The 24,631-nt window shown below is 36.6% G+C and carries 21 protein-coding genes; 10 read left to right on the top strand and 11 right to left on the bottom strand.

Annotated elements, in window-relative coordinates:
• Positions 1-28: 28 nt before the first annotated feature.
• Together AOLE_RS07820 and AOLE_RS07815 are read right to left on the bottom strand one after the other, a co-directional pair.
• Positions 29-823, bottom strand: a complete 795-nt coding sequence (locus AOLE_RS07820; protein ID WP_013197556.1) for a Plug domain-containing protein — start codon at positions 821-823, stop codon at positions 29-31.
• Between the two features lie 72 nt (positions 824-895).
• A complete protein-coding gene (locus tag AOLE_RS07815) occupies positions 896-1,306 on the bottom strand; it encodes a DUF2946 family protein (RefSeq protein WP_013197555.1) in 411 nt (136 codons plus the stop codon).
• 325 nt (positions 1,307-1,631) lie between these two features.
• Here AOLE_RS07815 and AOLE_RS07810 point away from each other — a divergent pair, with 325 nt between their 5' ends.
• The 3 genes from AOLE_RS07810 (at position 1,632) to cydB (ending at position 4,670) form a co-directional block, all read left to right on the top strand.
• Positions 1,632-2,081, top strand: a complete 450-nt coding sequence (locus tag AOLE_RS07810) for a DUF2946 domain-containing protein (RefSeq protein ID WP_013197554.1) — start codon at positions 1,632-1,634, stop codon at positions 2,079-2,081.
• A gap of 154 nt (positions 2,082-2,235) precedes the next feature.
• Complete coding sequence (locus AOLE_RS07805; protein WP_013197553.1) at positions 2,236-3,669, top strand: cytochrome ubiquinol oxidase subunit I; 1,434 nt, start codon at positions 2,236-2,238, stop codon at positions 3,667-3,669.
• The gene (cydB, locus tag AOLE_RS07800) at positions 3,666-4,670 is read left to right on the top strand and encodes a cytochrome d ubiquinol oxidase subunit II (RefSeq protein ID WP_013197552.1); all 1,005 of its coding nucleotides are present in this window, start codon (positions 3,666-3,668) and stop codon (positions 4,668-4,670) included. The genes AOLE_RS07805 and cydB overlap by 4 nt, the downstream gene beginning before the upstream one ends.
• A gap of 1,371 nt (positions 4,671-6,041) precedes the next feature.
• Here cydB and AOLE_RS07795 read toward each other — a convergent pair.
• The 7 genes from AOLE_RS07795 to AOLE_RS07765 form a co-directional block, all read right to left on the bottom strand.
• Positions 6,042-7,028 (bottom strand): GlxA family transcriptional regulator, encoded by a 987-nt coding sequence (locus AOLE_RS07795; RefSeq protein ID WP_013197551.1) that lies wholly within the window; start codon positions 7,026-7,028, stop codon positions 6,042-6,044.
• A 125-nt stretch (positions 7,029-7,153) separates the two neighbouring features.
• Complete coding sequence (locus tag AOLE_RS07790) at positions 7,154-7,933, bottom strand: MBL fold metallo-hydrolase (protein ID WP_013197550.1); 780 nt, start codon at positions 7,931-7,933, stop codon at positions 7,154-7,156.
• 208 nt (positions 7,934-8,141) lie between these two features.
• Entirely contained in the window at positions 8,142-9,323 is a 1,182-nt protein-coding gene (locus tag AOLE_RS07785) for an MFS transporter (RefSeq protein ID WP_013197549.1), read from the bottom strand.
• 438 nt (positions 9,324-9,761) lie between these two features.
• Positions 9,762-10,457 carry a porin OmpL gene (ompL, locus tag AOLE_RS07780; protein WP_013197548.1) on the bottom strand — a complete coding sequence of 232 codons (696 nt, stop codon included), beginning with the start codon at positions 10,455-10,457 and terminating at the stop codon, positions 9,762-9,764.
• 536 nt (positions 10,458-10,993) lie between these two features.
• Positions 10,994-11,845 (bottom strand): MBL fold metallo-hydrolase, encoded by an 852-nt coding sequence (locus AOLE_RS07775; RefSeq protein ID WP_013197547.1) that lies wholly within the window; start codon positions 11,843-11,845, stop codon positions 10,994-10,996.
• A gap of 364 nt (positions 11,846-12,209) precedes the next feature.
• Complete coding sequence (locus tag AOLE_RS07770; protein ID WP_013197546.1) at positions 12,210-12,911, bottom strand: DsbA family oxidoreductase; 702 nt, start codon at positions 12,909-12,911, stop codon at positions 12,210-12,212.
• An 84-nt stretch (positions 12,912-12,995) separates the two neighbouring features.
• Positions 12,996-14,105, bottom strand: coding sequence for an alkene reductase (locus tag AOLE_RS07765; RefSeq protein ID WP_013197545.1), 1,110 nt, complete (start codon positions 14,103-14,105; stop codon positions 12,996-12,998).
• A 281-nt stretch (positions 14,106-14,386) separates the two neighbouring features.
• On the opposite strand from AOLE_RS07765, the gene AOLE_RS07760 reads away from it, so the two are divergent.
• From AOLE_RS07760 to gorA, 7 genes are all read left to right on the top strand, one after another.
• Positions 14,387-14,794, top strand: a complete 408-nt coding sequence (locus tag AOLE_RS07760; RefSeq protein WP_013197544.1) for a thioredoxin family protein — start codon at positions 14,387-14,389, stop codon at positions 14,792-14,794.
• 111 nt (positions 14,795-14,905) lie between these two features.
• Positions 14,906-15,700, top strand: coding sequence for an SDR family NAD(P)-dependent oxidoreductase (locus AOLE_RS07755; RefSeq protein WP_013197543.1), 795 nt, complete (start codon positions 14,906-14,908; stop codon positions 15,698-15,700).
• 27 nt (positions 15,701-15,727) lie between these two features.
• Entirely contained in the window at positions 15,728-16,063 is a 336-nt protein-coding gene (locus tag AOLE_RS07750; RefSeq protein WP_013197542.1) for a carboxymuconolactone decarboxylase family protein, read from the top strand.
• Positions 16,064-16,149: 86 nt separating this feature from the next.
• Complete coding sequence (locus AOLE_RS07745) at positions 16,150-16,704, top strand: OsmC family protein (protein WP_013197541.1); 555 nt, start codon at positions 16,150-16,152, stop codon at positions 16,702-16,704.
• Positions 16,705-16,800: 96 nt separating this feature from the next.
• Positions 16,801-17,364 (top strand): TetR/AcrR family transcriptional regulator, encoded by a 564-nt coding sequence (locus AOLE_RS07740; RefSeq protein WP_013197540.1) that lies wholly within the window; start codon positions 16,801-16,803, stop codon positions 17,362-17,364.
• A 242-nt stretch (positions 17,365-17,606) separates the two neighbouring features.
• The gene (locus AOLE_RS07735; RefSeq protein WP_013197539.1) at positions 17,607-18,821 is read left to right on the top strand and encodes an MFS transporter; all 1,215 of its coding nucleotides are present in this window, start codon (positions 17,607-17,609) and stop codon (positions 18,819-18,821) included.
• On the top strand, positions 18,814-20,166 hold the full coding sequence (gene gorA / locus AOLE_RS07730) for a glutathione-disulfide reductase (RefSeq protein ID WP_013197538.1): 1,353 nt from the start codon (positions 18,814-18,816) through the stop codon (positions 20,164-20,166). Before AOLE_RS07735 ends, gorA begins: the two co-directional genes overlap by 8 nt.
• A gap of 908 nt (positions 20,167-21,074) precedes the next feature.
• Here gorA and AOLE_RS07720 read toward each other — a convergent pair.
• Together AOLE_RS07720 and AOLE_RS07715 are read right to left on the bottom strand one after the other, a co-directional pair.
• The gene (locus tag AOLE_RS07720) at positions 21,075-23,357 is read right to left on the bottom strand and encodes a DUF2971 domain-containing protein (RefSeq protein WP_013197536.1); all 2,283 of its coding nucleotides are present in this window, start codon (positions 23,355-23,357) and stop codon (positions 21,075-21,077) included.
• 194 nt (positions 23,358-23,551) lie between these two features.
• Positions 23,552-24,460, bottom strand: coding sequence for a phage antirepressor N-terminal domain-containing protein (locus AOLE_RS07715; protein ID WP_013197535.1), 909 nt, complete (start codon positions 24,458-24,460; stop codon positions 23,552-23,554).
• Between the last annotated feature and the right edge of the window lie 171 nt (positions 24,461-24,631).

Genomic DNA, 24,631 nt, shown 5'->3' with positions numbered 1-24,631 from the left:
CTGTTTGTTAGCTTTTAAGATTTAAATGTCACATCAAGCTCAACATTTCTTGGTGCCCCATATAAATTTGCTTAGATGAATAACCAGAGTATTCGCCATAAAACTTATCGGCTAAATTTCTTCCCCAAAGCGTAAAAGTCATATTTTTTAGATCATACGCAAGTGATGCATCATATGTCGTATAGCCTTTTACGAAATATGTATTAGCAGTTTCGGTATAGAAACCACTTGCATGTACTGCACCGCCTAAGGCCTTTTCCCCAAATAAAACAGATGATAGACCTTTTAGTACTTCTATTTTTTCATATTTCCAGACATCTAAATCACGAGTAACAAAAGTAGATGCACCAATCCGAACACCATCCTGTAAAACAGTATTCATATTTCCAGAAAAGCCACGCATCGTCAGAACTGCCGGAATACCTGGTACATTTCCAACGGTTGCACCTGTCACATTTCCAAAGGCTTCTTTAACTGTTCTTAAACCTTTCTTTTGCATTTCTTTTTGAGTGATTATTTGAACTGTCGCTGGCATTTCTTGAGAGGTTAATCCTAATCGACTTTCTGTTGTATTCACCTGTTTTAAATGAAGAGATGCGGTATTTAGATCTTTTCGCGCTTCGATAACTAATATTGGTAATTGCACTGTTTGTTGTAAATCATCTGAGGTAAAAGTAGTGGTTCCAAATAATCCCGAAACCAAAAAAGTAAAACCTAGTCGATAAAACAAAGCAGAATTAATCAAAATTGATTTTGATACGTCATGAGTTGAAACAATAAAAAAGTTCCCATTTAAGAATGGGTTTAACTTGAATTGAGACATTTCAATTCCTTTTAAGCATAAATTTCCGCTAAGACACCCAATGGATGTCTCAAAACATAAAACATTTGAAATTTAAGCAAATAAAGGAGGTGCTCGCCCTTGTGGCAATAAATATAAACGCTGTAAAGCAAAATAAATATGCTGAAAATTACGCTCAAATGCCAACATTCGAACATAAAGTCGGTCAAAGACTTCTTCAAGACTAAAGTCCAAGCCAGTAGTTAAATTGGCAAATACCGTACAAAATGGACATTCATGTCCAATATCATGTTGGTGAATACTTTGTTCTTTATAGATTTTTTGATCTTCATGCATCATGTGATGCTGATCTGAATGATCAGATAAATGATGGGAATTATGTTGTTGAGCAGTAGTTATAGTATTGGAAAAAGCATCGGAAATAGTTACACAGACCAGCGCAATACGGTATTGTGCTGGCAATAATGGTTGTATAAATACAACGGATTGCAGAAACATTGCCATAAGGGCAAGGGCTAGAGCAACTCTCAAGATAAGCTTTTTCAATATTGAGACGATGACAATTTAACACAGCCCTTACAATGTAAGCAATTGTTAGTGTATACACTATACGTAAAAGTTTGTCTCACTATAGACACAACGATCTTATAATAAATCCTAAATAAAAATAAGAAGTTTAATCCCCCCCTATTAAAATAGTTTGTGCCTCTTCATTTTCAATAGATAGAAATCTCAATTTATAAGAAATATCAATTATAACTTTGAGATAATCAGATTTTTGTTATAGTAGGGCGCAACCGATTTTTAGAAAGAGATCAATTGGGTGTTGATGGTTTTTGGAAGATTGCTAGGATTATATGCAGTCTTGTTACAAATCGCTGTGTTCTTACAGCCATTACTGCCAGAGAAATATCAAATTTCTCCAGTATGTGAGACTATTGCTCAAGCATTACAACTTCATCATTCTGTTGCACCTTCTAGTAACGATCACTACAGCACATCAGAACAGCAATACAGCATGTCTCATCACATGGAACATGCAGCACACGCCACCTCATCTGACATTACAGTAGCAAGCCACCATCACCATGATACAGGACATCAATGTCAGTACTGTGTCGTATACAGCCATGTTGTACCCTTACCTGACCTTGATCTAAAACAAATTCTTATTCGAATTCAGGTCCGGTTTCTTGCTTTTGTTGAAAACAATTTTCACGTTTTCTTTCAACTCCAGCAACTATTTCTAATTCCACAAGGGCGTGCCCCTCCTCTTTGATGATCTTCCACTTGAAGCTCAAAACTCTAGTTTTGAAAAATTAATATTTTCAAGAGATTATCACTATGTTTTTTCCTTATTTTCATACTCTTAAACGGGTAGAAATGTCTATAGCTATAAGTTTAGCTCATCAACAAAAAGATGAGGTACGCGTATGACTCTGGGTTTAACAGCACTTGAACTAGCAAGAATACAGTTTGCATTTACGGTATCGTTTCACATTATCTTTCCTGCAATTTCGATTGGGCTTGCAAGTTTTTTAGCAGTTTTAGAATGGCGTTGGTTGCGTACAAATAATCCAATCTACCAAGACCTATTTAAATATTGGGTCAAAATCTTCGCTGTTGCCTTTGGGATGGGTGTAGTCTCAGGTGTGGTGATGAGTTATCAATTTGGTACCAATTGGAGCGAGTTTTCCCGCTTTGCAGGAGGCGTTACAGGTCCATTGCTCACTTATGAAGTTCTTAGTGCCTTTTTTTTAGAAGCAGGATTTCTAGGTATTATGCTGTTTGGTTGGGGACGTGTTGGTAAAAAAGCCCACTTCTTTGCCACCCTTATGGTTGCAATTGGCACCTGTATTTCAATGTTCTGGATTTTGTCTTCAAACAGTTGGATGCAAACTCCTCAAGGATTCACAATTGAAAATGACATTATCGTTCCACAAGATTGGTTTGCAATTGTCTTTAATCCTTCTTTCCCTTATCGGCTTGCTCACATGGCAATTGCTGCTTTTATGGTTGCAGCTTTACTTGTAGCAGCCACCGCAGCTTGGCATTTACTAAAAGGTCGTCGGGACGAGTTGGTTAAAAAGTCATTTTCTATGGCACTTTGGCTGATTTTGATTTTAGCCCCCTTACAAGTCTTTGTTGGTGATGCACATGGTTTAAATACGCTTGAACATCAACCAGCAAAACTTGCAGCTATGGAGGGACATTGGGAGACCAATTATGATGAAGGTATGCCATTGTATTTATTTGGTATTCCGAGTATGCAAGAAGAACGTACCAAATATGCAATTGCAATTCCAAATCTAGGAAGCCTTATTCTTACGCACTCAATGAACGGCTCAGTTAAAGGCTTAAAAGACTTCGCACCTGAAGATCGTCCTAATTCAACCGTGGTTTTTTGGAGTTTCCGTATCATGGTTGGTTTAGGCATGTTGATGCTATTACTGGCATTTACAGGAGTATGGTTGAGAAAAACAGGGAAACTATTTGAAAGTAAATGGTTTCATCGTTTCGCATTATTGATGGGCCCATCAGGTTTTATTGCATTACTCGCAGGTTGGTTTACCACAGAAGTAGGCCGTCAACCATGGGTGGTCTACGGTGTTATGCGTACAAAAGATGCTCTTTCTCCTGTTTCAGCCGAGCAAGTGGGTTTAACTCTGATTATCTTTGTCGTGGTGTATTGCATTGTTTTTGGTATTGGCATTTATTACATGTTGAAACTTATGCTTAAAGGCCCTGAATTTATTTATAGCCAACAAGATGAAATTGGCGGTGTCGGTCATTTTAAAACACCTATGCGACCACTCAGTGCCGCAAATGAATATCTTGATGATAAAGATCAAGGAGCTTCTCCATGATTGATTTATCTTTAATCTGGATTGTAATTATTGCCATTGGCGTTTTCATTTATGTTGTACTTGATGGTTTTGATCTCGGTATTGGTATTTTGTTTCCATTCATCAAAAATCAGCAAGAACGAGATGTGATGATGAATACCGTTGCGCCTGTCTGGGATGGTAATGAAACATGGATGGTACTTGGTGGTGCTGGCTTATTTGCAGCATTCCCAATGGTCTATTCCGCAGTTTTATCAGCACTTTATCTACCAATTATATTAATGGTTATTGCGTTGATTTTTCGAGGTGTTGCTTTTGAATTTCGTTTCAAAGCAAATCGTAGCAAGCCCTTATGGGATGCGGCATTCATAGGCGGGTCAGTATTATCTAGCTTTTTACAAGGTGTAATTCTTGGTGCTTACATTCAGGGAATAAATATTGTCGATGGGCGTTATGCAGGTGGTGGTTTAGACTGGTTAACACCATTTTCACTGTTCACAGGTGTAGGTGTGGTAGTTGTTTATGCTGCACTCGGCTGTGGCTGGCTCATCATGAAAACGGATGATGTATTGCAAAGCGCTATGTATCGTTTAATGCCAAGGCTGATCATAGCATTGTTACTGATATTTATAGCGGTGAGTATATATACACCAATGGCACATCCAATAATTGCTGAACGCTGGTTTAATCCACCTCAACTTTTATATTTCAGTCCAGTTCCGATTCTAGTAGTGGTTTTCACCTTTTTAACGATTCGAGCTTGTCAAAAACATCAGGAGTCCATGCCTTTTTTATATACTTTGGCATTAGTGTTCTTAGCCTATACAGGTTTTCTGATCAGTATTTTCCCTTATGTTATTCCACCCTCTATTACCATTTGGGATGCGGCTGCTCCAGCCAATAGCCAACTATTTGCACTGATCGGTGCATTGATTCTAATCCCGATTATCATCATCTACACCATCATGGCATATTGGGTATTTAGGGATAAAGTACGTGTTGGCGATGAGGGTTATCATTAGGAGAAATTCGATGAGATTATCTCAATCACAATGGTTTATATTACTTTGGCTTATTGGCTTCTTCAGCTTACTTTTTATTGCAATAATATTTAGATTGCTTCTGCAACTAGCTTACTAAAGGAAGACCATGCATTAGCATGGTCTTTATTTTTGGCACGACTCTATAAATAGAATGTTCTGAAATACATAAAATGTCTAATACTCTTATAAAAAAATAATAAGGTAACTTATGATGACTCTCTAGTTTATAGTTATAAATAGACCAGATAAAGCACTTAAAATATTAGTTTAGGATAATAGTAATATGAAAATTCATACATTAACTGCTGCTCTATTCATTACAGGTAGCATTTTTAATGTAGTTCATGTTGGGGATACATATATCCACAAATTGCGCCTATTTATGTAAAAGCTAATCAACGGTATCAATTTGGGCTAACCACTACAGCCACTCAAGGTACGATAACAAAAGAACATTTAGCAAATCATCCATTACTACGTCCTGCTAAAGTACTAGAACCTATTCCTGATGAGGCCAAAAGATATTAAGGCTATTATTAATTTCACATAAATAACAGAGATAGTCTGTATACATCTCTACTACTTTATGAGAATTCTGAAAAAAATTACTTGTATTCCTTAATGATTTATAGAGATGCTCAGCAATAGTTTGCTGACAATTTACATGTAATGATGAATCTTCAACAGTTTGAGTATTTCCATTTTTTAAATGGTATAGTGTGAATAAACCCCTTTAACAAGAACTTTTAATAGTTGCCCCTGATCCTTAGAAATAATTATTTTCACACGAGCCAGATTTTTACTGCTCAAAAACTCAGCGGCTAGCTTCATATCTCCAAGAGTTGCTGATTATTCTACTTCTAGTACTTGTCGCTTCACAGCTAACTAGGTTTGATGCATTAAGGATTAAAATTGCTTACCTTGTTCCTCACCAATAAAAGCGTGCAACTTATCAACAACTATATACTTAAATTCCTATATATGGTATTCGTCGTGAGATCAGTAGTAATGGTTAGCCTGCTGGTACTACAATTCTGGTTTTCTCCAACTTAAAACGACTCATACATAGGCAAATCACGGAAACAGTTCCACATAAATAGTATTTACTCAATGCAACTTATTTCGAGTAAAGTCATAGCAATTATATTCCTGAATATAAATACTGATTTAATCATTGTCGATACTTGACCGACTGTTATGTATAAGAAACAGACTCTCATATTATCGAATTTGCATCCCTGATAAGTAAAAGACTTTTCAAACTGTTATTTGGGCCACAAAGTAGCCCCCTAGAACTAATACTATTTGCTCGTGAACACACTGTACTAGAATAGTTAAAAATATCAAACCTCATTGTTTTAAATGATTTTTTCTTCGATCAATAAAATCAGGACCTCGGAATGCTCGGCGCCACTCTGTTGGGGTGACTCTGAATTTTGACTTAAAATTTTGTCGGAATGAAATCGGTGATTGAAACCCAATCGCCTCTGACACTTTTTCAATACTATAATCTGTCGTCTCCAGCAGCTCTTGGCTTCGATGAAGACGCTCTGTGTTAATCCACTCACTTAGGGTCATTCCCGTACCCTTTAGAAAGTGACGCGTTAACGTTCGTCTGCTCATGCTGACAAATCCGGCCAGTGAGTCAAGATCATGAGGTTTATCTAGATTGCGGCGCAAGTATTCCATCAACTCATTCATTTTTTTGTCTCGAGAAGATGTTGGAACTGGACGTTCTATAAACTGAGCCTGACCGCCTTCTCGATAAGGGGGAACTACCATCCTTCTTGCAACTTTGTTGGCAATTGCCGAACCATAATGGCTGCGAATAATATCCAGACAACAGTCAATACCGGCCGCTGTTCCAGCAGAAGTAATAAGCCGTTCATCGCTAGAATAAAGCGAGTTACTGTCTAGGTTAACAGCTGGAAAACGTTCAGTGAAGTCGTTTTCATATTCCCAGTGTGTGGCTGCGCGGTGCCCATCAAGCAAACCTGTATAAGCAAGTACATAGGTACCCAAACAAAGCCCCACAACTTCCGCACCACGCTGCCAAGAATTGATCAGTTTATCCAACATTGCCTGAGAGGGTTTTTCAGCAGGATTGTTCCAATAAGGTACGATAATAATGTCTGCCACATCTAGTCTCTCAAGTCCAAATTCCACATTGATAGACAGGCCTATATCAGATTGGATCATGCCTGGCTTCTCAGCACAGATTTCGACGCGAAACATATCTGGCTCTGGCATTGATGGTCCGAAAATTATACAGGGCACTGAAAAGTGAAATGGACTGAATCCGGCCGTGGCAATTACGGCAACTGTCAAAGCAGACATAATGTTTACCTTTCCATAAATGGTAGCCACCAGAGCTTCGGTGGTTGGTATGCTGATTTTAACTGACCACGTAGAACAGGTAGCCAGCGGTTATAACATTTCCCTTAAGTCATACATATGATCTATTAGAAAGCAAGAGTCTCTCCATCTGCTGGAATAAGCACATGATCTTCGATACCGTGCTCAAGCGTAAACTCACTTAACTCTGCACGGGTAAGCAGGCAGTGATTAACCGCCTCCATATGCGAAGCAATAATAGTCGCTGTTGGCAGAATCCTATGCGTGCGCAGTGTGTCCTCTTTCCCCATGATAATCGGACCATAGAGTTCGTTAACAGCATAACCAGTATTTAGCACCACTATATTTGGCTGGAAACGCTTTAAACTTTTTACATAAGGTTTTACCCAGATGGTATCCCCTGCAATATAAAGCGTTTTCTCACTATGGTGCATAAATACTAACCCGCATGCATCCCCCAGTAAATCGCCGGATTCAGCATCAGTGTAAAGCTCATTACTACCGTGCTGACCATCAGTTTTGTAAATTGTCATCCCATCCACGAAATGGTTTTCATCTTTCAGCACACGAATATTGAGAAAACCCTGAGAACGGATCAACACTGCATCACTTTCATCCTGTACATAAATAAGCATATCTTTAGGCACAGCTTGCTGTGCTGCTTCGTCCCAGTGATCAGCATGTGTGTGCGTTAAGACCACAGCATCAACATTCAGCAAATCTTTTACCGCTATAGGTAACGCTACCATGGGGTTACGAAGATATGGACGAGCACTTCCAGCAAAACCATCCCAAGCGTCTTTTTCTGCCAGCATAGGATCAATCAAAAATTTTTTACCAGCATATTCCAACAGAAGAGTAGCATTACGAACTTGCGTTAACTTCATTTCTTACTCCAGTGATTCATTAGGTTTTAAGCCACAACCAGCCCGTTCACTTTTAACGAGCAACGTGGCTAAGCATGGGATCTAATATAGGATGTAAGCTCGGGAAATCGTGACATGCTTATGAGACACTAGTCGATGAAATCAGGCCAAATAAAGAGAATCTAGTACTCGGCTGTACTGTCTGCAGCTGATTGGACTCCTAACGGCCTTATTTTTGCATCAGCCTAATCGTAAACTTTTGATTCCAAGTTAACCACAACATCGGCACAGCCAAACAGATGATCCAAGGAACTAGAATAAGGTGCATGGTTTTCCAACCAAATAGATTCAGCAGAGGACCAGCACCCAGCGAACAAATAACGCTGAAGATGAAGACACTCATATCATTTGCCGCCTGAGCAACGCCCTTTTCACCTGTAGAGTAAGTTGTTGCTAGTAGACTAGTACCCCCAATGTAGAGAAAATTCCAGCCTATTCCCATCAGGATTAGCGCAGCAGCAAAAAATCCCCACGTAACTCCTGAAAGCACCACAATGATATATGCAATCAGAAGCAGGATTCCTACCAGCATAATTTTAATAACACCAAATCGGTCGATGAGTTTTGCTGTGAAAAAGGAAGGGATGAACCGACCTAATATATGTAGCTGGATGACAGCAGCGATTTGCGAGAGGTCAAAACCATAATGCTTCATTGCAATAGGTGTCGCTGTCAGACCCAACACCATAATGCCAAATCCCGAAGCACCAGAAAAAAGGGCGACAAGGTAAGCTGGCTGAGAAATAACTTTTATCCACGGGCGACTTAATACCTGCTCAGTTAAATCATTTGACTGCATGGGTATTTGTAAACGTGACAATAGAAGTAAACCCAGCGAAGCCAGTATACCCATAAAGAGGAAGGAACCCATATAAGCCACGCTGAATAGTGTACTTCCAATGCTAGCAAGAAATGGGCCTAACAGGGCTGCGATGACCCCGCCAGCTAGAACTAGTGAAATAGCCTTGGTGCGAAATACTGGAGGAGCAATTTCAGCCGCAGCAAAACGATAAAACTGCGCAAATGCCTGATATATACCCAGAAAGAGCATTCCGAGACACAACAACATGAACGAATGCTGGATCATTGCCACTATAGAAATGATGGCTGCCACGACTCCACTTAGAGTACCAGTAATGAACCCCGCTTTTCTGCCTACCCGACTCATCCATAAAGATGCAGGAAACATCACAAGTACGGTTCCTAGGCTTGCCATTGAAATGGGGACAGTAATTAGTGAAGCGTTAGGCGTCAAGAGCGCTCCGGCAAGTCCGCCGATTGTCATTATAAGAACTGATATCGACTGAAATATGGCCTGCGAACCTGCAAGTATCAAGACCTGCCGATGCATATTACTCATTTTATTAAGCTCCGGAACAAAATTAGAGACGAGCAGAGTGTAAAATCCTCATCAGCCTGCTCCAAGGAAATTAATTACGCAGAAATTGGCTGGGTTTAAGTGATAGGCAGATACACCAGCCATGTTATTTACAACTGAACCTACAATCTGTTTAGGTAAGGAATATAAGAAAAGTGGGCATTCATGTGTGAGAAGGCTAGCAGCCAATTATCAATGAAAACGGGTCATATTATTCAGATTAGATAAATATCAACAAAAGCAGATATGGCTAAAGCACGAATACATGGTAGCTAAGGCGGCAGAATGCTTTCAAAATTAGGAGAATTCGATAAAACCTATACTATTACGAATAAAAATTCAGAAGGCTTTACCTAAGATTGTTTAAGTAGTTCAAGGAATTGAGACTATGCTGAAAGATAAACCGAAGGCTCAGGGAATAAAATATTTAATACCTATACGTATGCGGAACTGATTATCATGGTTTTTATCCCGATCAAGCCAAGCAAGTTCAGTATAAGGCATCCATTTTTTACTCACCCAGTATTGAGCGCCCAAGTTATTTTCCCAGTGAGCCTTTCGGCCATTAGGTGCCTTAAAATTACCAGTATTAACATTATATTGAGAGTTTAAAAAAAGTTTAAAATTATTGGCGGCCTGATAATTTATAAAGAGGTCCAGTTGATGAACATCATTATACGACCTTACCTGATTGAGATCATTTTCTCTGTGCGTCAAATGGTTATAGCGATAGCGTTCTGCAATAGATATTTTATTCGAGAGTATATGATTAAGCATCACAGAACCTGCGATTTTCGTCCCTGCTGAATTGACATCCATGAGCGCACCGGGCACCACTGACCAGTTGTCGCTAAGCCTAATAGGGTACCACCCTTCAAACTCCTGAAAGCTACTTTTAAACTGATTAAAGTCTTTTCCCATGTCATAAAGTGATGAAGCAAGAAATACCGCTCCACTATCAAATTCATGCCCAACACCGATTTTATACTGATTTGTCTCAGCACCAGTAATGTGGGCATAACGGGTATCTACCCAACTTGATGAAGCATTGACATAAAATGGGAGAGAAAGCAGCATTAAGCTTGAAACAAAAATATTTAACTTCATTTTTCACCTAGAGGTTATAGGTTTTTTTGGATTAATATAAATTACATGTTGAGAGTTTTTACTGTGATGCTAATGAAGGACAAGAAACGATAGTATTGAGCCAGTTTGTTTTTAGCTGTGCGGCTTTTTTGTATTGCAATCCATTCACTGAAAATAATTTAAATAATAACAGCTTGTGGACTGTTTCTAGCATGAGAACCTGCAACGACCAATTTCTAGCAATTCATGCTTTTCATTTTGATGGAACTCTGAATAATTCCTCCTGCAGGTAACGGGATCAAGCGCATTGAGCACTGCCATGAAGCTGTAAATCCAGTAGGTTTGAATTACCTGATGAAAGCAATTGTCTTAAATGCACGCAGCGAGCGAGGCGTTATATTATGGCTGTATGTCATAAGTTATGGGGCAAGGGGTAAATTTGTTATGCGTTTTTATAAGCATCATGGGAATTGGTGTTATTTTTTACTTGTTTTGATAACGGGGAATAAAAAAACCAGTCATCTATGACTGGTTTTTAGCTTGGGTGACCATACTATTTAGTATGTAACCACATCTCCGTCGTTCGGCACTACGACGCGGTCACCAAGTTTGTTTTCTTTGACATATGCACGCATCTCAGCACGAGTCACTGCCGTATGGTTCACGGCATCCATATGTACGGTTATGATTTTTGCTTTCGGTGACATTTCGTAAGCGTGGCGAACATCTTTAGTTCCCATAATAATCCCTGTATCAGGGAACATTAAGCTACGGGCATCGCCAGTATTCAGGATCATAACATCTGGCTTGTATTTAGTAATTGCTTTGTTGACATCGGCATTCCATACAGTATCACCAGCTAAATATACTGTTTTATGACCTTTTGCTTTGAACACAACCCCCATGGCTTCCCCTAGCAATTCACTTAACGGTGAAGCGTACATTTCATCGGTACCATGTGCACCGTGAGTCTTAGTAAGCGTGACATCACCAAACTGCATTGACTCATTTAGGACTTTCACATTTTTGAAGCCTTGGCTACGAATTAATTTCGCATCATCCTCATGTTGAGCGATAATTAGAAGATCCTTCGGTAGTTTCTTTTGTGCCTCGTCGTCCCAGTGATCCAGATGCGTATGTGTGACAATAACTGCCTCTACACCTTTATAGACATCTTTAACACTCATCGGTAGTTCAATTAATGGGAATCTTAATTGACTGTTATGGGATCCCTCAAAGCCAGGATAGGTATCTTTTTTTGATAACATTGGGTCAATGAGGAATTTTTTATTCGCAATCTCAACCTTACCAGTGGCATTTCGAATTTGTTGATAGCCATCGCTAGCGAATGCGGTAGAAATAAGTGCAGAGCTCAGAACAACAGTGGTAAATATATTAAGCAATTTCATTTCTTACTCCAAATAGATATTGTTAAATAGAAAGACTTTTTAACAATGCTATTCCATGATTAATAAGTTATTGTTTTTAGTCTCGCTTGTGCAGGAGGACTATGCGAAATAACTTATGGTCGTTAGAGTAAGTATGTCTAATCATAATCAATCATTCCATATTAACAGGGTCATTCATCGATGAAATCAGGCCATTCTTTCTATTAACGGAATGTATTTCTAAAACTTATGATTTTTTACCGATTCTGAAAACTTTTTCTGCTGCTGATCCTAAAATTTGTATTGCTGTAAATCATAAAAAAGTTAGTCATGCGTTTAAAAATTGATAGGGGGACAAATAAGTTACCCCTATCAATTTACTCAATCAAATACTACAACCATTAATGCCACAGCTTTGACCCTCTGTGATCACTAATTCATTCTGCTTTTCTTCCCATACCTGCTCTAATGCACTTAAAAAAGTTTCTATAGGCTGAGCACCACTGATTGAATATTTATTATTTATAATGAAAAGCGGCACTCCACTAGCACCCATCGCATGTGCACTGGCTTCATCTTTTAAAACTTCTTGTTTCAACGAAATATTACTAAAGGCACTGTTAGCTTCTTCACGAGGAACTCCAACTTCATTAGCAAGCTCAACCAACCCCTTATGATCAAAAATAGACTTACCTTCAGTTATGCTTGCCTTAAAAAACTTTTCTGTTAATAGTTCACCAACACCCTTCTGTTGCGCCAACTTTACAATGGCATGGGCATCTAAAGTATCGCCAAAAAGCATACTATTAAAGTTATAGATCAGACCTTCTAGCTCACCTGCACTTTTTACATGGTTCATCATCGCATCAGCGCCACTTTTCCCACCAAATTTTTTATACAATGCATCTTTAAAAGGCTGTGGTGTAAGGCCACTTGCTAGACGGTAACTATGATATTGGATAGTTACCTGATTCTTATGTTCAAAGGCATCCAAACCTTTCTCAAATCTTTTTTTAGCAATCCAGCACCAAGGGCAAACAAAATCTGACCATATATCTACGGTAATTTGCGAAGGTAGAGTTTTCATAAATATCTCAGTAAATTCATTAGATGTTTAAAAACAAAGAAGTTTTAATGCCTAGTGTCAAAAATTAACTAGGCACCCCATTGTTTATTTGCCGTTATAATCTGGATAATCTGTATAGCCTTTTGCTGGAGATCCACTTACGCCGTAGTATGTTGTGCGATCACTTTCCGCCAAGGGCCATTTATTCTGCATCCGCTCGACTAAATCGGGATTAGCAATATAAGGGACACCAAAAGCAATTAAATCGACCTCACCTTTTTCTAATGCCGCCTCAGCACTTTGTTGATTAAAACCACCAGCTGCGATAATAGTTCCAGAAAAAGTTTCTCTGAATAAAGTTTTAAAATTTTGGGCTTCTAAAGGTGCTGTTTCATAAGTTGGTTGATAGTACAAATGCACATAGGCCAATTTACGTTTACCAAGAGCTGACGCAATATTTGCCCAAGTATCAACCTCTCCTTCATAAGGCGCCAAGTCATAAATACGACCAAAAGGAGAAACTCGCACAGCCACTTTGTCATGGCCAATTGCTTGGGAAATAGCATCAATAGTTTCTAGAAGAAAACGTTGGCGATTCTCAACAGTTCCGCCATATTGATCTGTTCGGTTATTTAACTCAGTACTGAGAAACTGGTCAAAGATGAATCCATTTGCAGCCATAATTTCAATGCCATCAAATCCTGCTTCAATTGCTAATTGTGCAGATTTAACAAAATCATGAGTAACACGTTTGATTTCTTCAGTTTCTAAAGCTCTAGGTTTACTTGGCGCAACCGGACCGGGTTCACCCGAATCAGTATATGCAAATACTGTAGTGTTGGTTGCTGGAATAACTCCAGAAGATACAGGTACTTGATTATCAGGTAAAACTGAAACATGCGACATTCTTCCCACATGCCAAAGCTGAGCAAAAATACGACCACCTTTTGCATGCACTGCTGCAGTAACTTTTTTCCATCCTTGCATTTGTTCATCATTATATAAACCAGGCGTATATAAATAACCACGCCCTTCTTCAGAAACAGGCAAGCCTTCAGTAATGATTAGACCTGCGGAAGCTCGCTGGGAGTAATAAAGCGCAGTAAGTTCATCTGCAACACCGTTCAATGTTCGCGTACGAGTCATAGGCGCCATTACTACTCGGTTTTTTAATTGAATATCCACCAAATTATGGGGAGTGAATAATTTATTCATCACAGACCTCTAGAGAGATTTACAGATAATTAAGAAATTTCTTTAACCACACTCATCAATCAATGAATGACTCAGGTAATGACCTGTTTGTGAAGTACAAGATTTGCACTCCCTCATTCCTATTGCACAAATGACAAGTTGATGCCACTATATCAACCAACTAGTAGGTAGGCAATAGTATTTTTAATTTAACCTGAATTTAATGTCGGTTAGCAATTGATTGAATACTATCCTTTAACTGAATTCTGAATCTGTAAATACAGAAAAGAGGAAGTTTTATAATGCGTAAATTACACACTTTAAATGAAGATACCTTTCATGAAATTGAATGGAAAGAAGGTTTAGCAGTAGTCCGTTTTTATGCTCCTTGGTGTCCACCGTGCCACAATAGCAAAAAATTATTTAATACTTTTGTGGAAAGTATTGAAGATAATGTAATTGTCGGAACAGTTAATGTTGATCAGGCACCTATTTTAACAACCCGTTATAATATATGGGGTTTACCATCTGTTTTAATGTTCAAAGATGGGCAATTAATCCATCGTATTGTTGGAGTAAAACCTATATCCGATTATCAAAAAGCTTTAGATGAACTCATAAAATCTGAATCAAACAATGATGAGAAAAACGAAGCAAAGAGTTCCATTGGTACTCTTTGTTTAACGAAATCTGAGATTAAAGCTGAATAATTTTCTAAACTATTTTCTGTTAGTACTTGACATTTAAAATTAGCCCATATAATCTACAAACCAACTAGTAGGTAGGCTACTTTTAATCGATATTAATGATTAGGTGATCTTATGAGTGAGCAACAATTTAAAGGCCAGAAACTTCTCGTCATTGGTGGCACTAGTGGCATTGGTTTAGAAACAGCAAAGAAAGTTGCTGAACAAGGTGGGACTGTAGTAATTGTTGGCAATCGCGCAGATAAAGCCGAGACAGCCCGTAAACAATTAGTTGCTATAACAAGTGAAGAACAAGTTTTTGCACTGACTGCTGATTTAACAAATTTTGATAGTGTTCAAAAGTTAATTAGCAAATTGGATAGTGAACATAAAGACATTAACTTATTAGTTAATTCAGCAGGAATTTTTTATCCTAAAAGCTTCCTAGAGCATTCGCTAAGTGACTATAACAATTTCCTAGACCTGAACCGCGCATTTTTCTTTATTACTCAACAAGTTGCTTCATCAATGGTTGCACAAAATAAAGAAGGATCAATTGTAAATGTTTCTGCCGTTGCAGCTCGCCAAGCTATCGAAACTGTCACAGCATCTGCCTATTCAATGGCAAAAATGGGTTTAGAAGCTATGACTCGTCATGTGGCTGCAGAGCTAGCAGAACATGGAATTCGAGTAAATGCTGTTAGCCCTGGAATGGTGGAAACCCGTATTTTCGAAAGATTTATTCCTTCAGATCAATTAGATAATGCACTTCAAGATTTCAATAGTTTTCATCCCTTAGGAAGAAATGGTACCCCAAATGATGTAGCAGAAACTATCGTATTCCTTCTTTCCGAAAAAACATCTTGGGTAACTGGTGCTATTTGGGATGTTGATGGTGGTGTCATGGCATCAAGAAAACTAGGCAAATAATATTTAATAAATGATGAGGTTTCAAAAATGAACGGTGAATGGACTAACAGATTATCTGCATTAGTTAAAAATATTGGTAATTTTGCAAAAGCAAATAAACCCGTTGCCACTGCTTTTCACAACTTAGAAGTTGCGACGCGTGAAAATAAAGTACTCGACGCAAAAACTCACGAGTTAATTGCGTTGGCAGTAGCAGTTACTACGCGTTGTGATGGTTGTATATCAGCTCATGCGGGCGCAGCTAAAAAAGCAGGCGCTACAAAAGAAGAAGTTGCGGCAGCTTTAGGAACTGCTATCGCTTTAAATGCTGGTGCAGCCTATGTTTACTCAGCACGAACTTTAGATGCTTATGACGAAATGTAACTTCACTAGAGGTTACATAAACAAGCTTAGTAATGGGGAAATTATTCTCCATTCACCAAAATTTATATCTTAATTGGAGTTCTATAATGAACAATGTAGTGAATGAAATTGATCTAAATGCTTTTCAACAATTTGCAGATAGAGTAAGCCAGAATCCTACCACTTCAAAAGCTCGTTTTAACGTACAAACAAGATGGGCGGGTCAAACACGTTCTGTTTCCACTGTGAAATCTTATGAACTTTTTGGTAAGACTTATGAACGTAACTTCCATATAGCTGCTGATGAACCTCATGAAATTTTAGGAACAGATAGTGCACCTAACCCACAAGAATTATTGATGGCGGCACTTAATGCATGTCTTACAGTTGCTTATGTAGCTATTGCTGCTACTAAAGGTGTCAAGATTAATTCATTAGAAATTGATACTTCCGGAGAGCTGGATCTCAGAGGTTTCTTAGGCTTAGATGAAAAAATTAATCCTGGATATGATGAAGTCCAATACACTGTAGTTATTGATACAGATGGGACACAAGAACAATTGGATGAAATACATAGTGCTGTTCTTAAAACTTCACCAAATTTCGCCAATTTTTCACGATCAATTCAAATGAAACCGCAATTAGTGATTGCAAACAAATAATATGTGATGGGTGGCATACTCGTTAATCTGATGATTCATCTTTAACAACAATGCTATAGTATGCCGCCAAATCTCTCTAATCTGGGAACTACGAATATGACCATTGATACTCGCCAAAGTTTAATTAACTCAGCAGAGCTTATGTTGAGATCAAGAGGTTATGCTGCTTTTAGTTATGCTGATTTAGAGAAGATTGTTGGAATTAAAAAAGCCAGTATTCATCATTATTTTCCCAAAAAAGAAGATTTAGGAATTTTAATAGTCGAAACATATATTGAACAGACTATTCAAGATTTTGAAAAAATCGAACGTGATTTTCCTAATGCATTCGGACGCCTTTGTGCCTTTGCTTCCTTATTTAGAAGCTCAATGTCTGAAGGAATGTTACCGTTATGTGGAGCTCTTGCTGCTGAAATGGCTGTTTTACCAGAGAGCATGCAGGAGTTAACTCGAAAGTATTTTGAAATCCAATTATCTTGGATAGAAAAAATCATCCATTTAGGTGTAGAAAATGGAGAACTTGCCGAAGGTGATGCAAATCAGCAAGCCTTTCAATTATTGAGTTTAATGGAAGGAAGTAGTTTTGTAAGATGGGCAATGAATAAAGGGACAGAGCTTGATCCTAAGGTAATAGGAAAAATTGTTGGCGTGCTTTCTTAAGATTAGCTCAGATATTTAAATCTTTTTAATTCAAATATCTAATCTATTTCTAATAAAAGTAAATAAATATAGGAATGCTTTAAATAAAGCATTCCCTTTATATTCGTCCATATATAGCACCCGCTATGACTATCCCAACAAAATTAGTTTAATTTTTATGTCAGATGAAATATCCATCGGACAATCTCTAATTTTATGGTAGTACTTTAAATATTAGTCTACCTAAATGGGAGTGCCCCTATATGGTAGGTTACAACATTCAGAATAATAAAAAAATTTATGGCTTACATGCCACTACTATTATTAGTTTGGCTCAATTATTGGCCACATCATTGTGGTTTAGTGCAAATAGTGCAGCAATAGATTTAATGCAACAATGGCAAATAACAGTTGCAGATATTGGTTGGATTACCAACGCTGTTCAAGCAGGATTTATCATTGGAACTTTTGTATTTGCTTATACAGAAATAGCAGACCGCTTTAAAGCCAGCCATATTTTTGTTTGTTCAGCACTATTAGGCGCCTTTTTTAATTTCTGCTTTGCATCGTTCGCCCATGGACTTATGGACGCCCTTATTTACCGTTTTCTCGTGGGATTATGTCTCGCAGGAATCTATCCAATCGGAATGAAACTTATCGTTCTATGGGCACCTCATCAGGCTGGGCAAGCACTAGCGAAATTAGTTGCTATGCTGACATTAGGTACAGCTCTTCCCTATTTTATTAATAGTTTACCCATTCATTTTGCATGGCAAACAGTCATGATTTGTTCTTCAAGTCTTGCATTGATTGCAGCCTTGTTAGTTTACCAATTAGGAGACCCAACAGTCTCTCCCAAACCACAAAATATAGTGTCATCAGGTGGTACTTTTCAGGTTTTCAAAATTCGAAAATTTCGTGCAGCTGCTATAGGCTATTTTGGTCATATGTGGGAATTATATGCCTTTTGGACGATTATTCCTTTATTTATTGCTAAATCAGGTATTCCAGAAAAATTGGGATACAACAACATTTCGCTCCTTACTTTTTTTGTAATGGCATGTGGAGCAATTGGTTGCTTGGTGGGCGGATATCTTTCTAAATATATAGGTAATAGATATGTTGCTATAGGATCTTTATCTATCTCAGGTTTTAGTTGCTTGGTATTTGCTCTAGGCTGGCGTTTTTTACCTGCGTGGTTCTTATTGGTTTTATTTGCGATCTGGGGAGCATCTGTTATTGCAGACTCACCGCAATTCTCTGCGCTTTCCGCCCAATCTTGTCCATCCGAAAAAGTTGGTGCGGCATTAGCTATTCAAAATTCAATTGGTTTTACACTGACTATCATATCTATTGCATTGACAACCTATGCCTTTGAAATAATTGGCTTGGATTCAGCATGGATATTATTGATTGGCCCCATTCTAGGTGTTGCTGGATTCTACTATTCAGCAAATAAAGGAGTTATCCATGTCTAAACATTACGATTATATTGCAATTGGTGGAGGCAGTGGCGGTATAGCCTCTGTAAATCGAGCAGCCATGTATGGAAAAAAATGTGCATTAATTGAAGCGGGAGATATTGGTGGCACATGCGTTAATGTTGGCTGTGTCCCTAAAAAAGTGATGTGGTACGCTGCTCATATTGCTGACGCAATTCGTCAATATGCGACGTCATATGGTTTCACTACGGAAGTAAAATCATTTGATTGGCAGAAACTTATTAAAAATAGACAGGCATATATCGAAAGAATTCACACCTCTTATAACAATATCCTTAGTAAAAATAATGTTGATGTCATACACGGGTTTGCAAAATTTATTGATAAAAACACAATTGAAGTAAACGGAGATTTATTAACAGCTGATCACATTCTCATAGCTACTGGTACAGAAGCGAGTTGGCCTGCAATTGAAGGTGCTGAACATGGTATCGACTCAAATGGCTTTTTTGATTTAGAAGTATTACCAAAACGTACCGCGATTGTGGGTTCAGGATATATTGCAGTAGAAATAGCTGGTGTCCTCAAATCATTAGGTTCAGATGTCCAGCTTTTTATTCGACGCGAAAAACTCCTACGTAATCTAGATCAGTTCTTAGGAGAAGCATTACTAGAAATTATGCAAAGTGAGAATATTAAAATTCATAAAAATGCTGAAATCAGTAAAGTAACAAAATTAGAAGACGGTTCTATCATGTTGCATTTAAAAGATGGAACTCAACAAGTTGTAGATTGTCTTATTTGGGCTGTTGGAAGGAAACCCAATACCAAAGCTCTCCAACTTGAATTAACAAATGTAAAATTGGATGAACAAGGGTTTATCAAAGTTGATAAGTTCCAAAATACAACACACGCTGGTATTTATGCAGTTGGAGATATTACTGGAAAGGTTGAATTAACACCTGTTGCAGTTGCTGCCGGACGTAGGCTCTCAGAACGGTTATTTAATAACAAGCCTAATGAATGCTTAGATTACAACAATATCCCCACTGTAGTATTTAGTCATCCGCCTATTGGAACCGTTGGATTAACAGAAGAACAGGCGATTGAAGAATTTGGCAAAGATATGGTTAAAGTATACAAATCTTCATTTACAGCAATGTATGACGCCGTGGCACAACATAAACAACTCACTAAAATGAAGCTTATATGTGTTGGTGTAGAGGAAAAAATTGTTGGTATCCATGGGATTGGTTTGAATATGGATGAAATTCTACAAGGCTTTGCAGTCGCTCTAAAGATGGGGGCAACTAAAAAGGACTTTGATAATACCGTTGCTATTCATCCTACATCATCTGAAGAGTTCGTGACGATGCGTTAGTTATATTCTTAAATGAATAAGTAAATGGTTTCATGTCTATTTGTAAATAGTAGAGCCTAATTGTTTATTTAATAAAAAAGTTCTCAAATTGAGAGCTTTTTTATTGCCTTTACACTAATCGAAACATAAAGCAGGTAACAATAGGGTTTATATTTTTAAAAGTGAAAAAATACTTTTAATTTAAGTTATGACGATTTAGTATAGGGTCTGAGAAAAGCTTGCATCTCTGGGCCTCCATATGGCTACCCAATTACTGGTTTTAGACATTCAAAATCAGCAGGTTTATCTGAAGGGGAATAAATTTTACAAGATGCTTTCAGAAAAATAAATAGTGCTTTGTATTTTACTCTCTATCATAGTCAAACTATATCATACATGACATCTGCTCTTTCTTCTTCTCTGATTGTATAGTTGCGATGTATATATATAACAGTCTTATATTTCATTTAATGCCTAATAGACACTTATTTATATGATAATATTTATTTAAATAATCATTTGAGTTGGCAATGAGTTTGGATCAGGAAAATTACTTAAAGTTTGGCAAATTTTTGTTGAGATTACAGGTTGTGAAAAGTCCAAAATTCCTGTGATTGGTATTAATAATTGCCAAAATATTATCTTTAAGGACACTGATTTAATTGAGAACGATAAAATTCCACTAACACCGGCTCAACAGAAAGTTTTAAATGTTCAAATTCCTAAATCTTTAGATTTTCGTTATGAAAGAGAAATAATAATTAAAAATCTGTCCAAAGCTATACAAGGTTTTGTGAAGTGAAAAAAGCCAGCTTTTTTAGCTGGCTTTAATTTCAGGTTAATTCCATATGAAAAACTGTAAATAATAAAATGTAAGACTATGGATTTCCATGAAAAACAACCTCATAGCAACAAGGTCATTAGACCTATTAATCAAGAAATAGTTCTCTATACTCTAAAGCATAGCTATTATCTTCACACAAAAAAGCTTGTTTAACTGAAATTTTAGATTCATGTGGTAACTTTTTAGCATTTAAAGTGTTCACAATTATTCCAATTAATTTCTTTTTATCCTCAGGGAAATTTAAGCCTAATGTAATACTCTTAATAGATGCATTAATCTTTGTCCTGTCGGGATTAGGATATTTATAAGTTTCAAATTCAACTTTATTATTCAAAAATGTAAAAAGACGGACTTCATTTTCATAAGACCAATCTTTATTTTTAGTTAAAAGAAACTGATTGAATATAAACTCATCTTTATCTTTATATCTTTTTTTATCATCAGCATAGTCAACCTTACTAATTCCATACCCAAATGGTAATTCCCCTCCAAAGAAATATTCAACCATAACCCCTTGATGTTGTTGAGCATAATGCGACCACATTAACATCGAATTCTCGTTATTAGAAAATGAACATATATTGTAATTTTCAAGTATATGTGTATCTGGTCGAATTTTACTTAGTTCCGGTAATTCAATCGGATCGTTTAATAATCTCTTACTAGGTAAGAAGAAATATTGATTTGTTAAAGCATCGATGGTATTAACATTAAATGGAGAATATTTATATAGGATATTAAATCTAGTAGAAAGAAAATTATTCCACGTAAAACTCTTCACCAAACCCAGATTAAATTCATTTACAAGTTTATTATATTCCTCTTTTGAAAAATCTTCACAAACAGCCTTTTTATATAAATCAAGATAATTATTAATGATAATATAGTCATATTCTTTTGAAGCTCTCATACACTCCAAAGCTTCTTTAGAATATTTAAAAGCGTTTTTATAATCATTAATATGCATATAACAAATTGCTAAAGAGTTTAAAGTGCTCATTGTGGGTCTATTGTATTTATGAAATTTATTAATATTATCAATTGTATTTTCATAATTTCCACATGAAATACTTACGTAGCAATATTCATTAAATTCAGATAGTTCAAATTTTTCTAAGGATAAAGTGTCACCATACTCTTTTAATTTCTCTTCTGATTTCTCTTTATAGTATTTATCTTTAATATTATTTAATCTTCCTTTTAGTTCTGTGTAACTTTTATTATTTACAATTTCATCTTTTTTTAATATTTCTTCTGCTTCTTGAAGTATTGAATAATTCTCAATTGGAAAATTCGAAAAATAATTTTCTTTTACTTTTTTTTCAAGATCCTTACATATTAGTTTAAATCTTAATTTTAAAAATAAAAAGTAAGAATTTTTATCATTTTTTAGAAAGTTTAAATCATTAAATTTTTTAATTATATATTCATATGTTTGCTTATTATATTCATTATCTAACTCTATTTGTGATAATAGATAATATAAATGTGAATCAATTATTGCTATTAACTTATCTTCCTTGTTAGCTTTTTCAAAAAGAGAAACAACATCATTATATTTTTTTGCCTCGTATGCTTTTTGGATTAACACATCACTTGTAGGGTTAGGCCCTCCAGCTTTCGCTTCATTTAAATACACTTCATAGATTTTATTTTTGTCACAATTTTTTATTTTACTCAACTCAAAACTATTTATTTTTAGAAGAGAGTCATCCAAAGTAATTAAATTTTTATCAACATACTTTTTAATGATTCTATAATTTATTTTATCAATATTGTTAATATTTTCCAATCCTTCTTCTAAATCTCCCAAGCAAAAACATAAATCAATTATTATCCTATCAATATTTCGATTACCTCTAAGTTCACCATGATTTAGTATTTTTTTTAAAAATAATAATTCCTCTCTATTAAGATCTTCCAAACCATCTAGATCATAAATATTATTTAATACATTTTTAATTTTTTGGATTTCATTATTCTTATAAAAAGAGCTTAAGCACTTTAGCAAATGATCAATCTTATTTGAATAATAAAAAACACTCCAATTTGCATCAGCATGGTTGCTGTCTATCAATAAAGCCTTTCGATAAAATCCTAATTCGATATGTTTAGATTTATTATAATCAAATATTTTTCCTGCGATGCAACCAAGATAAAAATAAGCTTCTGCCTCCGATCCTTTTCTTTTAACAATTTCATCAAAAACAAAGTCATTATTTTCATTTTTCAAATCAAGTATAAAATAAAAAAATCCAGGATAGTGATCATTAACTGAAGTATTCCATTCTTCTTCTAAAAAATTTAGATGTGAGAACTTTTCATTCTTAATCCAATTAATTATTTTCTTTTGATCATTAGTATTCATAAAAATGCCATTATTTAACAAGTCTTATTAATAGCCTGAATTTTATACCAATTTTTCTTATTTTTATATAATCCAATTAAAAAATAAATACATTCTGCTGAATTAAGATTAAGGTTAGAAAGCTAGATTTTTCATACTAGCTTTCTTTTTAGTGGGGAGTTCCTTAAGGAACATCTTCAAATAATAATATGCCCTTATCCATTAACTGGTTCGAAAGGAAAGCGTTTTAATACTTTACCCAGCTCAAGCACTTCATCTTTATGTAGGAAATCCCACATTTGATTAAAACGTTCGCGTAATTGCACAACATTAACCGGTGTGTGATGTAGAGAATGTTGCTGAGCAGAAACAACGCCGTTTTCCTGAATCGAAACCCAGAAGTTTTTAGGCCCATTTGTAGATTGATACTTAAGCTTCTCACCTATCTGCTGTGCAATTTCATAAGCCAGTGGATTTTCTAATGCTGGATAACGCGCTGCAAGATTATCTACAAACTTCTCTAACCGTTGTAATGTATCTCTTTCGGTTGGAGCTAACTCTTGAAGTGGCATCGTCTCAAGATACTTTTTCGCATCATCAAAGTGGATTGAAAGTAATTGACTGTATTTCGCAATCCCGAAATGATTGTTATGACGCTTCCATAGAGACTTTCTTAAACCCAGCTTATTACCTGCACGGCGGTCCACAATTGAATGAAGGACATGTTGCTGCTCTGGTGAAATGGTAAAGCGTTTGTTGATTGCCTGTCCTTTTATCCAATACGCCCATAAAACATCATCGCATTCGTTTTGGTACATGATCACAGTGTCACGAATTTCGGGTTTAACTTTACCAGGCATTATTGAATATAACCATGCAGGTAATTTCCTTAGCAATAAACATGTATGAGCTCGGGACTGATCATCTCCCAATATCTGCATTGTGATTTCCACAACGCAGGTCGCAAACCTTTGTTTCAATTTGGAGAATTGTGCTGCCCAATCAAGCCCCATTCCCTGAACAACTGAACGCATCGGCACGTAGGGTTGCCCTTCATATTCAACAATGAAGAGTTCAGTGCCATGAAACGACACAACTTGTGGTATATATGATAAATTAGCCATATCAATATCCTTTTTTCATGTGATTGTTGATAGACCCCGAGTTCGATCCGGCAAGATTACTCGGGGTCACCCCCACTGGGGGGGTATTCAAATTTATTATTCTCTCCCCCTCTTGTCAACCCCACTGGGGTTCATTATTATTAATTTAACTTTTCACTGCTTTAGAATTTC

Source organism: Acinetobacter oleivorans DR1 (assembly GCF_000196795.1).
GTDB lineage: Bacteria > Pseudomonadota > Gammaproteobacteria > Pseudomonadales > Moraxellaceae > Acinetobacter > Acinetobacter oleivorans.
The sequence above is the reverse complement of the archived record's forward strand: the minus strand, read 5'-3'. Positions and strand labels throughout refer to the sequence as shown.

Bases quoted from the DNA above. Each gene is read 5' to 3' on its own strand.
- AOLE_RS07770 (WP_013197546.1), bottom strand. From the start codon at position 12,911: ATGAAAACTCTACCTTCGCAAATTACCGTAGATATATGGTCAGATTTT.
- AOLE_RS07755 (WP_013197543.1), top strand. From the start codon at position 14,906: ATGAGTGAGCAACAATTTAAAGGCCAGAAACTTCTCGTCATTGGTGGC.
- AOLE_RS07740 (WP_013197540.1), top strand. From the start codon at position 16,801: ATGACCATTGATACTCGCCAAAGTTTAATTAACTCAGCAGAGCTTATG.
- AOLE_RS07760 (WP_013197544.1), top strand. From the start codon at position 14,387: ATGCGTAAATTACACACTTTAAATGAAGATACCTTTCATGAAATTGAA.
- AOLE_RS07715 (WP_013197535.1), bottom strand. From the start codon at position 24,460: ATGGCTAATTTATCATATATACCACAAGTTGTGTCGTTTCATGGCACT.
- AOLE_RS07810 (WP_013197554.1), top strand. From the start codon at position 1,632: ATGGTTTTTGGAAGATTGCTAGGATTATATGCAGTCTTGTTACAAATC.
- ompL (WP_013197548.1), bottom strand. From the start codon at position 10,457: ATGAAGTTAAATATTTTTGTTTCAAGCTTAATGCTGCTTTCTCTCCCA.
- AOLE_RS07765 (WP_013197545.1), bottom strand. From the start codon at position 14,105: ATGAATAAATTATTCACTCCCCATAATTTGGTGGATATTCAATTAAAA.
- AOLE_RS07775 (WP_013197547.1), bottom strand. From the start codon at position 11,845: ATGAAATTGCTTAATATATTTACCACTGTTGTTCTGAGCTCTGCACTT.
- AOLE_RS07795 (WP_013197551.1), bottom strand. From the start codon at position 7,028: ATGTCTGCTTTGACAGTTGCCGTAATTGCCACGGCCGGATTCAGTCCA.
- AOLE_RS07805 (WP_013197553.1), top strand. From the start codon at position 2,236: ATGACTCTGGGTTTAACAGCACTTGAACTAGCAAGAATACAGTTTGCA.
- AOLE_RS07815 (WP_013197555.1), bottom strand. From the start codon at position 1,306: ATGGCAATGTTTCTGCAATCCGTTGTATTTATACAACCATTATTGCCA.
- AOLE_RS07785 (WP_013197549.1), bottom strand. From the start codon at position 9,323: ATGCATCGGCAGGTCTTGATACTTGCAGGTTCGCAGGCCATATTTCAG.
- gorA (WP_013197538.1), top strand. From the start codon at position 18,814: ATGTCTAAACATTACGATTATATTGCAATTGGTGGAGGCAGTGGCGGT.
- AOLE_RS07720 (WP_013197536.1), bottom strand. From the start codon at position 23,357: ATGAATACTAATGATCAAAAGAAAATAATTAATTGGATTAAGAATGAA.
- AOLE_RS07820 (WP_013197556.1), bottom strand. From the start codon at position 823: ATGTCTCAATTCAAGTTAAACCCATTCTTAAATGGGAACTTTTTTATT.
- AOLE_RS07790 (WP_013197550.1), bottom strand. From the start codon at position 7,933: ATGAAGTTAACGCAAGTTCGTAATGCTACTCTTCTGTTGGAATATGCT.
- cydB (WP_013197552.1), top strand. From the start codon at position 3,666: ATGATTGATTTATCTTTAATCTGGATTGTAATTATTGCCATTGGCGTT.
- AOLE_RS07745 (WP_013197541.1), top strand. From the start codon at position 16,150: ATGAACAATGTAGTGAATGAAATTGATCTAAATGCTTTTCAACAATTT.
- AOLE_RS07750 (WP_013197542.1), top strand. From the start codon at position 15,728: ATGAACGGTGAATGGACTAACAGATTATCTGCATTAGTTAAAAATATT.
- AOLE_RS07735 (WP_013197539.1), top strand. From the start codon at position 17,607: ATGGTAGGTTACAACATTCAGAATAATAAAAAAATTTATGGCTTACAT.